The sequence below is a fragment of the Phreatobacter aquiterrae genome, from assembly GCF_053471285.1.
Map to the genome: position 1 here is coordinate 26,546 of NZ_JBJPHW010000019.1, position 13,998 is coordinate 40,543.

Genomic DNA, 13,998 nt, shown 5'->3' on the forward strand with positions numbered 1-13,998 from the left:
ATGCGTCGGATCGTCTCCGCCATCGACACCCGCTCGGACGACTTCCTCGCCAACGTCGCGCATAACAGGCGCCTGGTGGCGAACCTGCGGGACGCGCAGGAGCGGGCGCGGCGCGTGCGGCCGCAGCGCGACTTCGATCGCCTGGCCCGTCAGGGGAAGATGTTCGTGCGCGACCGCATCGAGGCCCTGCTCGACCCCGGGACGCCCTTCCTCGAACTCTCCACGCTCGCCGCCGGCCATGCCTATGACGGCGACGTGCCGGGCGCCGGCATCGTCTCCGGCATCGGCATCGTCTCGGGCCGCGAGGTGATCATCCACGCGGACGACGCCAGCGTGAAGGGCGGCGCCTGGTATCCGCTCTCCATCAAGAAGATCGTCCGGACTCTCGACATCGCCATCGAGAACCGCCTGCCGGTCGTCCATCTCTGCGATAGCGCCGGCGGCTTCCTGCCGCTGCAGGCCGAACTCTTCGCCGATCGCCACCTTGCCGGACGCATCTTCCGCAACCAGGCGACGCTGTCGAAGATGGGCGTGCCGCAGGTGGCCATCGTGCTCGGCCACTGCACGGCCGGCGGCGCCTATGTGCCGGCGCTCTCGGAGTACAACGTCATCGTCAAGGGAACGGGCGCCATCTTCCTCGGCGGGCCGCCGCTGGTGAAGGCCGCGACCGGCGAGGAGGTCACCGTGGAGGACCTCGGCGGCGCCGACGTCCACACCCGCATCTCGGGCACGGCCGACTACCCGGCCGACAACGAGCGCCACGCCAGCGCCATCGCCCGCGAGATCGTCGGCACCTTCCCGAAGCGGGCGAAGGCGCCGCTTGCCTGGGCCGATCCGGAGCCGCCCGCCTACGATCCGGCCGAGCTCTACGGGATCATTCCGCGCGACATCAAGGTGCAGTTCGACATGCGCGAGATCATCGCGCGCATCGTCGACGGGTCGCGCTTCCACGAGTACCAGCCGGCCTATGGCACGACGCTGGTCTGCGGCTTCGCCAATGTCTGGGGCTGCCCCGTCGGAATCCTTTCCAACAATGGCGTGCTGTTCAACGACTCCACGCTGAAGGGCGCGCATTTCATGCAGCTCTGCGACCAGAAAAAGATCCCGGTGCTGTTCCTGCAGAACATCACGGGCTACATGGTGGGCCGGGAATACGAGCATCGCGGCATCACCAAGGACGGCGCCAAGATGATCATGGCTGTCGCCGGTCTCGAGGTTCCGAAGATCACCGTCATCGTCAACGGCTCCTTCGGCGCCGGCAACTACGGCATGTCCGGCCGCGCCTTCGATCCGCGGTTCCTGTTCATGTGGCCGCAGAGCCAGATCTCGGTGATGGGGGCCGAACAGGCCTCCAATGTCCTCGCCGACATCAAGGTGCGCCAGCTTGCCCGACACGGCGAGGCGCTGGACGCGGACGGCATCGCGGCCATCCGCCAGCCGATCCTCGACGAGTACCGGCGCCAGTCGAGCGCCTACTACTCCACCTCCGAAATCTGGGATGATGGCATCCTGGACCCGGTCGATACCCGCAATGCCCTGGCCATCGCGCTGTCCGCGGCGCTCAATGCGCCGGGCGGCGATCCCCACTACGGCGTGTTCAGGATGTGAGGGTGCGATGATCGAACCTGCCGCCGCCAGCAGCCCCCATGCAGACCGTCCCGTGGTCCTGTCCTGCGCTGGCATCGAGCGCTCGTTCGGCGGCCTCAAGGCCCTCAAGGGCGTCAGTCTCGACGTCCACGAGGGCGAGATCTTCGGTCTTGTCGGTCCGAACGGTTCGGGCAAAACGACTCTGGTGAATGTCGTCACGGGCTTCTACCCGCCGGAGGCCGGTACGGTGACCCTGTTCGGCGAGAACATCACCAATGTCGCGCCGCACCGCATCGCCGCTCGCGGGGTGGCCCGCACCTTCCAGAACCTCGCCCTCTTCAAGGGCATGAGCGTCCTCGACAACATCCTGATCGGCCGGCACGTGCACATGCGCCCCTCGGCGCTCGGCGCGCTGTTCTACTGGTGGTGGGCGGAGAAGGAGGAACTCGCGAACCGGCGGATCGTCGAGGAGGTCATCGAGTTCATGCAGTTGCAGGACATCCGTGACGAGCTCGTGGATGTCATTCCGCTCGGTCTGCAGAAGCGCGTCGAACTCGCCCGCGCTCTGGTCGCCGAGCCGCGCCTCCTGATCCTCGACGAGCCCATGGCCGGCATGAACCAGGAGGAGAAGGAGTATATCGCCCGCTTCATCCTCGATGCCCGCGAGGAGCGCGGCGTCACGGTGCTGATCATCGAGCACCACATGGACGTGGTCACCGCCATCTGCGACCGGGTCGTGGTGCTGAGCTATGGCGAGATCATCTCGCAGGGACGGCCGCAGGAGGCAATCGGCCATCCCAAGGTCGTCTCCGCCTATCTCGGCGAGAGGGCGGCAAAGCGCCACCAGCAGCAGGTGGCGTCATGACCGCTCATGCCGCGCCCCCCGCCGCCATGGCCTGGCCGAAGATGGAGGATGGCGAGCCCGCGACCCTCGTCGCTGCGCTGGCGCGCAATGCCGCCGCGTTCGGCAATCGCGTCGCCTTCCGCGAGCGCCGCTATGGCGTCTGGCAGGAGCAGAGCTGGCGCGAGGTGCTGGACGAGGTCGCGGCCATCGCGGCGGGGCTCGAGGCACGCGGCCTCAAGGCCGGATCGGCCCTGACCGTCATCGGCGACAATCGGCCCCGTCTCTACTTCGCGATGATGGCGGCGAACATGCTCCGGGCCTTCCCCTCGCCCGCCTATCCCGACATTCCGCTGGAGGAACTGATCGCCGCCACGCGGCACGGCGCGCCGACGGTGGCCTTCGCCGAGGACCAGGAGCAGGTCGACAAGCTTCTCGAATTGCGCGCTGCCATCGGCCGGCCGACCACCATCGCCTATGACGACGTGCGCGGCCTCAGCGCCTATGCGGGCGAGGGCATCATCTCCATCGGCACGCTGATCGCGGAGGGCCGGGAACGCCTTGCGAAGGAGCCCGGCCTGATGGCCGAACTGATCGGCCGCGCCGGCGCCGACGACATCACCGTCCTGCTCCACTCCTCCGGAACGACCGGCCAGCCCAAGGGCATCCCGCTGCGCCACCGCAACATCACCCGCGGCGTGCTGAACGCGGCGCAGTCCGGCTATTTCCGCAGGCATGAGGAACTCTTCGCCTATCTGCCCACGGCCTGGGTCGGCGACTTCGTCTTCACCCTCGGCGCCGGGCTGATGTTGACCGCCACCATCAACATCCCCGAGCGTCAGGAGACGGTGCTCCACGACCTGCGCGAGGTCTCGCCGACCTTCTATCTCGCCGCGCCGCGGGCCTGGGACCAGATGCTCACCCGTATCCAGGTGGGCATCAAGAATTCCACGCCGCTGAAGCGCTGGCTGTTCGACACCTTCATGCCCCATGCAGTCGAGCTGGAGCGCAAGCGGCTCGCCGGCGGCACGCCGACGCTTGCCGATCGGCTCGTCAACCGCATCGGCGACGTGCTCGTCTATGCGCCGCTGCGAGACTATCTCGGCCTCTCCCGCGCCGAGCGCGCCTTCACCGGCGGCGAGGCGCTCGGCGAGGATACATTCCTGTTCTTCCGCGCCCTCGGCATCAGGCTCAAGCAGTTCTATGGCCAGACCGAGACCTCGGCGCTGACCGCCGCACAGACCGAGGGCCACGTGAAGCTCCATACGGTCGGGCGGCCTATGGCCGGCGTGGAGATCAGGATCGATGACAGCGGCGAGATCCTCGTCCGTTCGCCCTCGGTCATCGACGGCTATTTCGACGACCCCGAGGCTTCGGCCAAAGCGATCGTCGACGGCTGGCTGCACACGGGCGATGCCGGCCGCTTCGAGGACGACGGCGATCTCGTCGTGCTCGGCCGCGTCAGCGAGGTCGTGCGCACCGCGGCGGGCGAGCGCTACATCCCGAACTTCATCGAGAATCGGCTCAAGTTCAGCCCCTACATCCGCAACGTCGCCGTGCTGGGTGCCGGCCGTGACATGCTGACCGCCATCGTCTGCATCGACTTCGAGGCGGTGGGGCACTGGGCGGAGGAGCGGCGCATCTCCTACACTTCCTATGCCGACCTCTCGCAGAAGCCCGAGGTTCAGGGGCTCATCGCAAGCGTCGTCGCCCATGTCAACGAGACCCAGCCGGAAGCCCTGCGCATCCGTCGCTTCGTCAACCTGCACAAGGATTTCGACGCCGACGACGGCGAGATCACCCGCACCCGGAAACTGCGCCGCAATATCATCGAGACGACCTATGCGCTCCTGATCGACGCCCTCTACGGCGAGGCGCGCGAGACCGTCTACGACGCCGCGATCACCTACGAGAGCGGCGAGCATGGCGTCATCCGCCGAACCCTGACGATCAGCGAGGTGGCCGTCTGATGGACTACGTTCTAATGGCAGAGCTTGCCGTCTCCGGGGTCTTCGTCGGGCTGATGTACGCCCTCGTTTCCCTCGGCATTGTGCTGATCTACAAGACCTCGGGCCTCGTGAATCTCGCACAGGGGGCGCTGGCCATGACCGGCGCCTATGTGACCTGGGCCCTGACGGCCGGCTTCGGCGCGCCGATGTGGCTCGCCGCCGCCCTGGCGATCGCGGTGCTGTTCGGGGTCGGATTCGCGATCGAGCGCCTCGCGCTCCGCCGCATGATCGGCCAGCCGGTGATCATGACGATCATGCTGACGCTGGGCATCGAGATCATGCTGCGCGGCCTCATGCCGGGCGTCTTCGGCGCCGCGGTGAAGCGTCTCGACATCGGCATTCCGCAGGCGCCGATCTTCCTCGGCGAACTGCTCATCAACCGCGCCACGATGATCGGCGGGATTATCGCGCTCGGCCTGATCGTCGTCTCGCTTGTCTTCTTCAACTCCCGCTATGGCATCGTGATGCGGGCCGTCGCCGACGACCAGACGGCGTCCTGGTCGGTCGGCATCCGGGTCGAGCGCGCCATCGCCATCGCCTGGGGCCTCGGGGCCGCGACGGCGACCACCGCAGGCATCCTCTGGGGGGCGACGCAGGGCGTCGACTGGTCGCTGTCGCTGCTCCTCATCAAGGCGCTGGCTATCGCAATACTTGGCGGCCTCGATTCCATTCCGGGCGTGCTCGTCGCCGGCCTCATCGTCGGGGTGGCGGAAAGCCTTGCGACGGGGGTTATCGACCCGCTCGTGGGCGCGGGCACGCGCGACATCGTGGCCTCGGTCATCATCCTGATGACGCTGCTGCTGAAGCCTCACGGCCTGTTTGGCCGCGAGCATATCGAGCGCGTGTGAGGAGGCCGACATGTTCTACCGCCGCGCCGGCATCCGCCACACCCGCTACCAGGACGAGCGGCAGCTCTTTCCGCTGCCCTTCGACCGCTTCCTCATCCTCGCCGTTCTGGTCGCGCTCGCCGCCGCGCCGCTGCTGCTCGACCGGTTCTATCTTGCCGGCTACCTGCTGCCCTGGCTGATCTGGACGACGGCGGCTCTCGGCCTCAACCTCCTGATGGGCGGGGCCGGGCAGATCCATCTCGGCTATGGGGCGGTGATGGCGATCGGCGCCTATGGCTCCGTGCACATGGTCCGGGCGGGGGTTCCGCTGGAGATCGCCATGATCGTCGGCGGCCTCCTGTCGGCGTCGATCGGGGTCGTGTTCGGAGCCGCGGCTCTGCGCGTGAAGGGCATCTACCTCGCCATGGCGACGCTCGCCATGCAGTACATCGTCGACTTCGTCATCGCCCAGGTGCCGGCCATTTCCGGCGGCTCGCTCGCCACCTTGCAGGTGCCACCTGTCAAGTTCCTCGGCATCAACCTGAGGGGCGATGTCGAGACCTATTACTTCGCCTTCGGCATCTGCTTCATCGTCACGCTGTTCATGCTGAATGTGGGGCGCACCAGCTTCGGCCGCGCACTCGCCGCCGTCCGCGAGAAGGACTATGCGGCGCAGATCCTCGGTGTCTCGACGTTCCGCTACAAGCTGATGGCCTTCTGGGTGTCATCCTTCATCGGCGGCGTCGTCGGATCGGTCCTGGCGGTCTGCTACCTGCGCGCCATCTCGCCCGACCAGTTCCACATCGAACTGTCGATCCAGCTCCTCGCCATGGTGATCGTCGGCGGCCTCGGCAGCGTGCTGGGTCCCTTCTTCGGGGCGGCGCTGATCCTGTTCGCGCCGATCGTCCTGAACAACCTGACGGGCTTCATCGCCGGCTCGTTCGGGCTTTCGATCCCCATCGACCTGCGCGCCCATATCCCGCTGATCGCCTACGGCGCCATGGTCATCGGCTTCCTGCTCTACGAACCGCTCGGACTCGCCAAGATCTACTCGAACATCCGCAACTATCTTCTCGTCTGGCCGTTCCGTCACGCCCAGCGGTGACGGCTTCCCAACAAAGGGCGGAGGAAACACACCATGGCTATCAACCGACGCATTCTCCTGTCGGGCACGGCGGCCGCCGTCGCCGCCCCGGCGCTGATCCCGTCCACCGTCTTCGGCCAGGACAAGATCATCCGCTTCTCGATGCCGCAGGACTTTACGCGCATCTATACGTTCGTGACGTCCGAATACAGCCAGGGCCAGCGTGACTATTTCACCCTGGTCAACGAGCGCGGCGGCATCAACGGCCACCGGATCGTCGCCGACATCTCCGACCACGCCAACGACATGCCGCGCGCCATCGAAGCCTATGAGCGCGGCAAGCGCGAGGGCGCCCTGCTGGTCGATCCCCTGTCCACCCCGGTCGCCCGCGCCCTCGTGCCGCGCGCGCTGGAGGACAAGATCAATCTCATCACCGCCTATTCCGGGCGCAGTGACGCCGCCGACGGCACGGCCTTCCCCTATGTGTTGCCGCTGTCGATCAACTACTGGACGCAGGCCGGGCTCATCATCGAGCACTTCCGCAACCTCGAAAACGGCAACCTGCGCGGTAAGAAGATCGTCTTCGTCCACATCGACACCCCCTTCGGCAAGGAGCCGCTGCCGATCCTGCAGGTGCTCTCGCAGCGTCTCGGCTTCGAGTTGCAGACCTTCCCCTACACCCCGCCCGGCAACGACCAGGCGGCCATCTGGCCGCAGGTTCGCCGCGCCCGTCCCGACTTCGTGATCTTCTGGGGCGCGGCCGTCGGCCAGACCGTGGCCCTCACGGAGGCGATCCGCAACGGCCTCAGGATGGACCGGGTTTCCTCCAGCGTCTGGATCTCCGAATCCGACATGGAGGTGGTGGGCAAGGAGGCCGCCAAGGGCGTGATGAAGGTCGAGCCCTGCGTCAGCGGCCGCGATCCGAAGCCCATCAAGGACATCCTTGCCGAGGTGGTGGCCAAGGGGAAGGGCTCCGGCCCTGAGGGTAAGGTCGGGACCAGCTACTACAACTACGGTGTCCAGATGGCCTCGCTCATGGTCGAGGGCGTCCGCAAGGCGTTCGAGAAGGCGCCGAATGGCCCGCTCAACGGCGCCTGGCTGAACGAGGGGCTGCGCTCCATCACCAATTTCACCGCCGACGGCATGCTGCCGCCGACGACCGTCACGAAGTCCGACCACCAGGGCGGCGGACTGGGCCGCATCGCCCGCTGGGACGGAGCGAAGTTCGTCCCGGCGACCGACTGGTTCACCGCGAACCAGGACGTCGTGTGGAGCGAGATCCGGAAGTACTCGGAAGAGTTCCGCCGCACCGGCAAGTGAGCGGGCGACGCTTTCCAACGACCACGGCGGGGCGGACGGGTGTCCGCTCCGCCCCTTCTCCCCGGACGGAGCTGCTTCATGGCGCTGCTGACCCTCAACAATGTCGAGGTCGCCTACGACCGGGTGTTCCTCGCCGTGAAGGGCGTCTCCATCGAGGTGCCCGAGCGCGGCCTCGTCGCGCTTCTCGGCGCCAACGGCGCCGGCAAGAGCACGGTGCTCAAGTCGATCAGCGGTCTGCTGAAGCCCGAAAGGGGTGAGGTCTCACGCGGCGAGATCACCTTTGCCGGCGAGGATATCCTGGCGCTCGACCCACCTGACCGGGTGCGTCGCGGCATCGTGCACGTGCTCGAGGGCCGGCGTGTCTTCGGTCATCTGACGCCGCAGGAGAACCTGCTGGCGGCGGCCTCCATGCATCGCGACCGGGGTCATGTGGCCGCTCTCGTCGACCGCATGTTCCAGACCTTCCCGCGTCTCGCCGAGCGGGCCAAGGCGAAGGCCGGCTACCTCTCGGGCGGCGAGCAGCAGATGCTGGCCATCGCCCGTGCGCTCATGACCGAGCCGAAGCTCCTGATGCTGGACGAGCCGAGCCTCGGCCTCGCCCCCTTCCTCGTCGATGAGATCTTCGACATCGTCCGGCGCATCAACACGGACACCGGCGTCGCCGTGCTGCTGGTCGAACAGAACGCCATTGCGGCGCTGGACATCGCCGAGACCGGCTATCTGATCGAGAATGGCCGCATCCTGATGAGCGGCCCCGCTGCGGTGCTGAGCGCCAACCCGGACGTTGCCGAGGCCTATCTCGGCGGCCATTCGCGGGTAGACTACCATGCGGTCAAGCACTACCGGCGGCGCAAGCGCTGGCTCGCCTGACCGCGTTCGACGACAGCAGGCATGTCCCATGATCCGCATCAGTGATGACACCACGATCGGCGAGGCGTTCGGTTCAGCCGTCGCCGCCTTCGGGCCGCGCGCCTTCCTCGCCACCCCCACCGGCGCGCACCGCCCCTATCACCGTGCCGGCTATGCCATCGACTTCTCTGAAGCCGGCCGGCAGGTCGAGTCTATGGCCGCGGCCTTCCGTGGCGCCGGCTTCGGTCACGGCCACCGGGTGGCGATGCTGCTCGACAACCGGCCGGAGCATTTCCTCGTCAAGCTGGCGCTGAATACGATCGGCGCCACCTGCGTGCCGGTCAATCCGGACTATCGCGCCGGCGAGATCGCCTATCTGCTCGAGCATTCGGAGGTCGATCTCGCCCTTGCCGCCCCGGAGCGCCGCGACCAGCTCGAGGCCGGGATGGCGGCGAGCCGTCACACAGCGCCGATCGCATTGTTCGACGACCTCGGCGCGCTCGCGCCCGCGACCCGTACGGCCCGAAGCGACACGGTGACCGCCGCCAGCGAGGCCAGCATCCTCTACACGTCGGGTACCACCGGGCGGCCGAAGGGCTGCGTTCTCTCGCATGCCTATGAACTCGCCTCAGGCGCCTGGTACGCCAACCGCGGGGGGCTTGCCACCTTCAGCCCGGAAGGCGAGCGCATCTACAATCCGCTTCCCGTCTATCACGTCAATTCCTCGATCGTGTCGTTCTACGCGGCCCTGCTGACGGGGAGCTGCCAGATCCAGCCGGACCGCTTCCACCCCGAACGCTGGTGGCCGGAGGTGCGGGAGAGCCAGGCGACGATCGTCCACTATCTCGGCGTCATCATCCCCATGCTGCTGGGCCAGCCGGTGCGCGAGGGGGAGGGTGCCCCGACCGTGCGCTTCGCCATCGGCGCCGGCGTCGAGCCTCAGCTTCACGCCGTCTTCGAAGAGCGTTTCGGCTTTCCGCTGATCGAGGTCTGGGGCATGACCGAGATGGTGCGGGTGCTGCTCGACAATGAGCCGCCGCGTTCGGTTGGGACCCGCGCCTTCGGCCGTCCTGTCGAGGGGATCGAGGTGCGCGTCGTCGACGCCGGGGATCGCGAGGTGCCGCGCGGCGAGGTCGGCGAGATGACCATCCGCCACTCGGCAGCGACCCCGCGCAAGGGCTTCTTCTCCGGCTATCTCAAGGACGAGAAGGCCACCGAAGAGGCCTGGCGCGGCGGCTGGTTCCATACCGGCGACACCGTGCGGCAGGACGCCGATGGCATGCTGCATTTCGTCGACCGCAAGAAGAACATCATCCGGCGGTCTGGCGAGAACATCGCGGCGGCCGAGGTGGAGGCCGTCCTTCAGGCCCACGATCTCGTCAAGGGCGTCGCCGTTCTCGCAGTGCCCGACGACCTGCGGGAGGAAGAGGTGCTGGCCGCCGTGGTTCTCCACGATCCCGCCAAAGCCGGCGCCGGGACGGCCGAAGAACTCTTCGCGCATTGCAACACCGAACTCGCCTACTTCAAGGCGCCGGGCTGGCTGCACTTCGTCGACAGCCTGCCGATGACCGGCACCCAGAAAGTCCAGAAGCACAGCCTCTATCCCCAGGGAACCGATCCGCGGGCGCTTCCAGACATCATCGATCTTCGCGCCCGCAAGCGGCGCAACCCCGGCGGCAGGGACACCTGAGCCATGGGGCTGACCTTCGATGCCTTCGAGCCCGGCGCGATCATCGTCACCCCGCGGCGGACGATCATCGAGGCCGACATCATGCAGTTCGCCGGGCTCACAGCCGACTTCAACCCGCTGCATACGGACGAGATCTTCGCCGCCGGAACGGGTTTCGGCGGGCGGATCGCGCATGGTCCTATGCTGATCGGGATGGCCTTCGGCCTCGCCTCGCGCGCCGGGCTGTTCGACGGCACGGTGCTGGGCCTGCTCGACATCACCTGGAAGTTCACCGGCCCCGTCCGTAGCCAGGATACGGTGTTCGTGAAAGTGACGGTGACTGGCAAGCGCCTGACCCGGAAGACCGATCGCGGCATCGTCGACCTTCGTCTCGACGTGATCAACCAGCGAGATGAGACCGTCCAGTCAGGCACGGCATCGGTGCTGATCGCGACCGCCAGCTCGTCCTGCGGCCACAGCTGAAGGAGGGCGATCCCGGGGTCGGTCGGACCGGATCTGGCGCATGGCTGCAGTCGCCGGAGGTGATCCCGTTGCTGCTTCCACCATCGGCAATCCGTGCTATGGGCGACGCGCCATGGCGAGACCTTCATGACGGCCGGTGACAACCTTCGAGCCCCCGGTGCGGCCATGCCGCGACCGGAGCGCGTCCTGCTGGCGCAGATATCGGCGGCTCACCTCGTCAGCCATGTCCACATCATGACCTTGCCGGCGCTGCTGCCGCTCCTGCCGGGCCATTTCGGGCGAAGCTTCCTCGAGATCGGTTTCGCCCTGACCCTGTTCAATCTGGTCTCGCTGCTCGTGCAGACGCCGATGGGCTTTGCCTGTGACCGGCTCGGCGCCCGCCGCGTCCTCGTCGCCGGCCTTGTCGTTGGCGGTGTGAGCTTCCTCGCCCTGGCGCTGCAGCCGACCTATCCGGTCCTGCTGGTCGCCATGGCCGCGGCGGGCCTTGCCAATGGCGTCTACCACCCGGCCGACTACGCGCTGCTCTCGACGGGCGTAGATGGCAAGCGCATGGGGCGGGCCTTCTCGCTCCATACCTTCGCGGGCTATCTCGGCACGGCCATCTCGCCGCCCCTGCTGCTCGGCGTGGCGGCGCTGGCGAATGTCGCCGCCGCTTTCGCCGTGGCCGGCGCCATGGGGCTGGCGGTGGCCGCCGTGCTGGTGCTGATGCCCCGGCAACCGGCCGCCCGTCCGGCGGCAGCAGGCGAGGCGGTCGCCGATGGCTGCCCGGCCGTGCCTGACCGCCGCCGCCTCCTCTCGGCAACGGTGCTGGCTCTGACGCTGATGTTTGTGCTGTTGAATCTGTCGACCGGCGGCATCCAGTCCTTCTCCGTCTCGGCGCTGGTCATGGACTATGGCGTCGAACTCTCAGCGGCCAATACGGCGCTGACAGTGTTCCTGTTCATGAGCGCGGCGGGTGTCCTTGCCGGCGGTTCGCTTGCCGACCGCACCAGCCGGCATGGCTTCGTCGCCAGCGGCGCTTTTTTCGCGACGGCGATCATCTGCGCCTATCTCGCCGTCGGCCAGCCGTCGCCCCTGGCGATCACGGTGCTGCTCGGCCTTGCCGGCTTCCTGTCGGGGATCATCACGCCCTCGCGGGACATGCTGGTGCGGGCCGCTGCGCCGAAGGGCGCGGAGGGAATCGTCTTCGGCATCGTCTCGACGGGTTTCAACATCGGCGGCCTGATCGGTCCGCTTCTCTATGCGGCGCTGCTCGACCAGAGGCTCGGCTGGGCGATCTTCGCGGTGGCATCGGGCTTCATGCTGCTCACGGTAGCACTGACGCTCGCCCATGAACTGCGGGCGCGGCGCTGATCCCGAAGGCCGGCTCGGGCCGCCATGTCTTGGTCTTGTCGTCGGCGGGGGCCACAGATAGATGAGGGCGCAGTTCCAGGGGCGCGCGCAAATGCGTAACGGAGAGGGCAACGCATGAACCCGTCACCCGAAAAGGGATCGGCGGCCGAGGTCTTCGGCGCGTTCCTCAAGCTCGGGCTGACCTCGTTCGGCGGACCCGTCGCGCATATCGGCTATTTCCGCGAGGAATTCGTTGTCCGCCGCCGGTGGCTCGACGAGCGCGCCTATGCCGACCTCGTGGCGCTCTGCCAGTTCCTCCCCGGGCCTGCATCGAGCCAGGTCGGGATGGCGCTCGGGCTGTCGCGTGCGGGTTATGCCGGCGCCCTGGCCGCCTGGACGGCCTTCACCCTGCCGTCCGCCCTGGCGCTGGTCCTGTTCGCCTACGGCGTCACGACCGCCGGCGGGCTGCTGGGGGGCGGCTGGCTCCACGGGCTCAAGGTCGCGGCCGTCGCGGTGGTCGCGCTCGCCGTTCTCGGCATGGCCCGCAGCCTCACGCCCGACCGCGACCGGGCGAGCCTCGCTGTCGCGGCGGCCGCCATCACCATCATGATCCCGTCGGGCTGGGGGCAGGTCGGCGCGATCCTGCTCGGCGCCATCGTCGGCATAGCGTTTCTCAGGAATGGCGCACCGGACGACCATGCGTCGCTGCCGCTCGCCGTGCCGAAGCGACATGCGATCGCCGCGCTCGTCGTCTTTGTCGCCTTGCTGGTCCTGCTGCCCCTGCTCGCGGCTGCTTCAGACAGCCAGAGCGTCAGGCTGATCGACGCCTTCTATCGCGCGGGCTCGCTGGTCTTCGGCGGCGGCCATGTCGTGCTGCCGCTGCTGCAGGCCGAGGTGGTGCCCACCGGCTGGGTCAGCAACGACGCCTTCCTGGCGGGTTATGGCGCGGCGCAGGCTGTGCCAGGGCCGCTATTCACCTTCGCGGCCTATCTCGGCGCGGTGATGGGGCCGACTCCCAACGGACTTGCGGGCGCTGTCCTCTGCCTCGTCGCAGTGTTCGTGCCGTCCTTCCTGCTGATCATCGGCGCCGTTCCCTTCTGGGAGGACATCCGGCGCTTTCCGCTGGCCCAGTCGGCGCTGCGCGGGGTCAATGCCGCCGTGGTCGGGCTGCTGCTGGCGGCGCTCTATCACCCGGTCTGGACAGCCGGCATTCTCGGCGCCCCGGACTACCTCCTCGCCATGGCGGCCTTCGTCCTCCTGTACTTGTGGCAGGCGCCGCCCTGGCTGGTCGTGATCCTCTGCGCGCTGGCCGGTGGCGCGATGGGCGCGCTCTGAGGCGACCTTCTTCCACACTGCAAGTCGGTTGCGATGGGGAAACCTGTGCCATCACATGGCGAAGATCAGGCGGGGCTGGCGTCAGGGCGCGCTGCGCAAAGCGGAATGGCGCGCGAAAACCAACCCAATTTCGGATTCGGACGGGGCCTTGGCGGATAAAGACATTCTAAGGCAGTGCGGGCTGGTGGCGGACGCAGTCTCGGTCGCGCGGGTCTGCGGTCTGTTATTCCCTGAATTCCCTGAAACTCGCCCGGGCACTTGGAAATTGCCTCGGGTGACGGCAATTAGTGTCGATATCTCCGGGAGTTAGAGGGTCAATTCCCTGTTCCGGGAAACAGGGAATCGAATAGCTGAGCAGGGAATTGCCTTGGCCGTGGGTATCGCAACCAGCGGGATTTTGGGCCTGGCGTGCCACTGTTGGCGGGCGTTAGCCCCCAGTTATCGGGAAATCACTCAACCGCTCACGGGAGCTGAAGTCATTTCCCGGGATGGGCGGTGCGAACTTCGGGATCGGCCGGCTCAGTTCCGGGATTCGCGGGCGGAACTCTGGGATTTCGAACGCGCTATTCGGGATTTCTATGACAAAATGCGGGATCGTATACTTTGATCCTAGTCCACAATCTGGTATATGCGCTCAGCAACGATAAGCAACTAAAGTTGCC

11 protein-coding genes are annotated in these 13,998 nt (G+C 67.2%); all 11 read left to right on the forward strand.

From position 1 onward, the window contains the following. The 11 genes from ACJ4V0_RS20615 to chrA all read left to right on the forward strand — a co-directional run bounded on the left by ACJ4V0_RS20615 (position 1) and on the right by chrA (position 13,336). Entirely contained in the window at positions 1-1,608 is a 1,608-nt protein-coding gene (locus ACJ4V0_RS20615) for an acyl-CoA carboxylase subunit beta (RefSeq protein ID WP_448301489.1), read from the forward strand. Between the two features lie 7 nt (positions 1,609-1,615). Next, positions 1,616-2,452, forward strand: a complete 837-nt coding sequence (locus ACJ4V0_RS20620) for an ABC transporter ATP-binding protein (protein ID WP_448301490.1) — start codon at positions 1,616-1,618, stop codon at positions 2,450-2,452. Then, positions 2,449-4,398: an AMP-dependent synthetase/ligase gene (locus ACJ4V0_RS20625; RefSeq protein WP_448301491.1), complete on the forward strand. Its 1,950-nt coding sequence runs from the start codon at positions 2,449-2,451 to the stop codon at positions 4,396-4,398. The genes ACJ4V0_RS20620 and ACJ4V0_RS20625 overlap by 4 nt, the downstream gene beginning before the upstream one ends. After that, entirely contained in the window at positions 4,398-5,285 is an 888-nt protein-coding gene (locus ACJ4V0_RS20630) for a branched-chain amino acid ABC transporter permease (RefSeq protein ID WP_448301492.1), read from the forward strand. The genes ACJ4V0_RS20625 and ACJ4V0_RS20630 overlap by 1 nt, the downstream gene beginning before the upstream one ends. Positions 5,286-5,295: 10 nt before the next feature. Then, entirely contained in the window at positions 5,296-6,369 is a 1,074-nt protein-coding gene (locus ACJ4V0_RS20635) for a branched-chain amino acid ABC transporter permease (protein WP_448301493.1), read from the forward strand. A gap of 33 nt (positions 6,370-6,402) precedes the next feature. After that, a complete protein-coding gene (locus ACJ4V0_RS20640) occupies positions 6,403-7,668 on the forward strand; it encodes an ABC transporter substrate-binding protein (RefSeq protein ID WP_448301494.1) in 1,266 nt (421 codons plus the stop codon). Positions 7,669-7,746: 78 nt separating this feature from the next. Next, the gene (locus tag ACJ4V0_RS20645; protein ID WP_448301495.1) at positions 7,747-8,538 is read left to right on the forward strand and encodes an ABC transporter ATP-binding protein; all 792 of its coding nucleotides are present in this window, start codon (positions 7,747-7,749) and stop codon (positions 8,536-8,538) included. Between the two features lie 28 nt (positions 8,539-8,566). Beyond that, a complete protein-coding gene (locus tag ACJ4V0_RS20650; protein WP_448301496.1) occupies positions 8,567-10,207 on the forward strand; it encodes an AMP-binding protein in 1,641 nt (546 codons plus the stop codon). A 3-nt stretch (positions 10,208-10,210) separates the two neighbouring features. Further along, entirely contained in the window at positions 10,211-10,669 is a 459-nt protein-coding gene (locus ACJ4V0_RS20655) for a MaoC family dehydratase (RefSeq protein ID WP_448301497.1), read from the forward strand. Positions 10,670-10,795: 126 nt separating this feature from the next. Then, positions 10,796-12,022 carry an MFS transporter gene (locus tag ACJ4V0_RS20660; protein WP_448301498.1) on the forward strand — a complete coding sequence of 409 codons (1,227 nt, stop codon included), beginning with the start codon at positions 10,796-10,798 and terminating at the stop codon, positions 12,020-12,022. A gap of 114 nt (positions 12,023-12,136) precedes the next feature. Further along, positions 12,137-13,336 carry a chromate efflux transporter gene (gene chrA, locus ACJ4V0_RS20665; RefSeq protein ID WP_448301499.1) on the forward strand — a complete coding sequence of 400 codons (1,200 nt, stop codon included), beginning with the start codon at positions 12,137-12,139 and terminating at the stop codon, positions 13,334-13,336. Positions 13,337-13,998 lie beyond the last annotated feature (662 nt).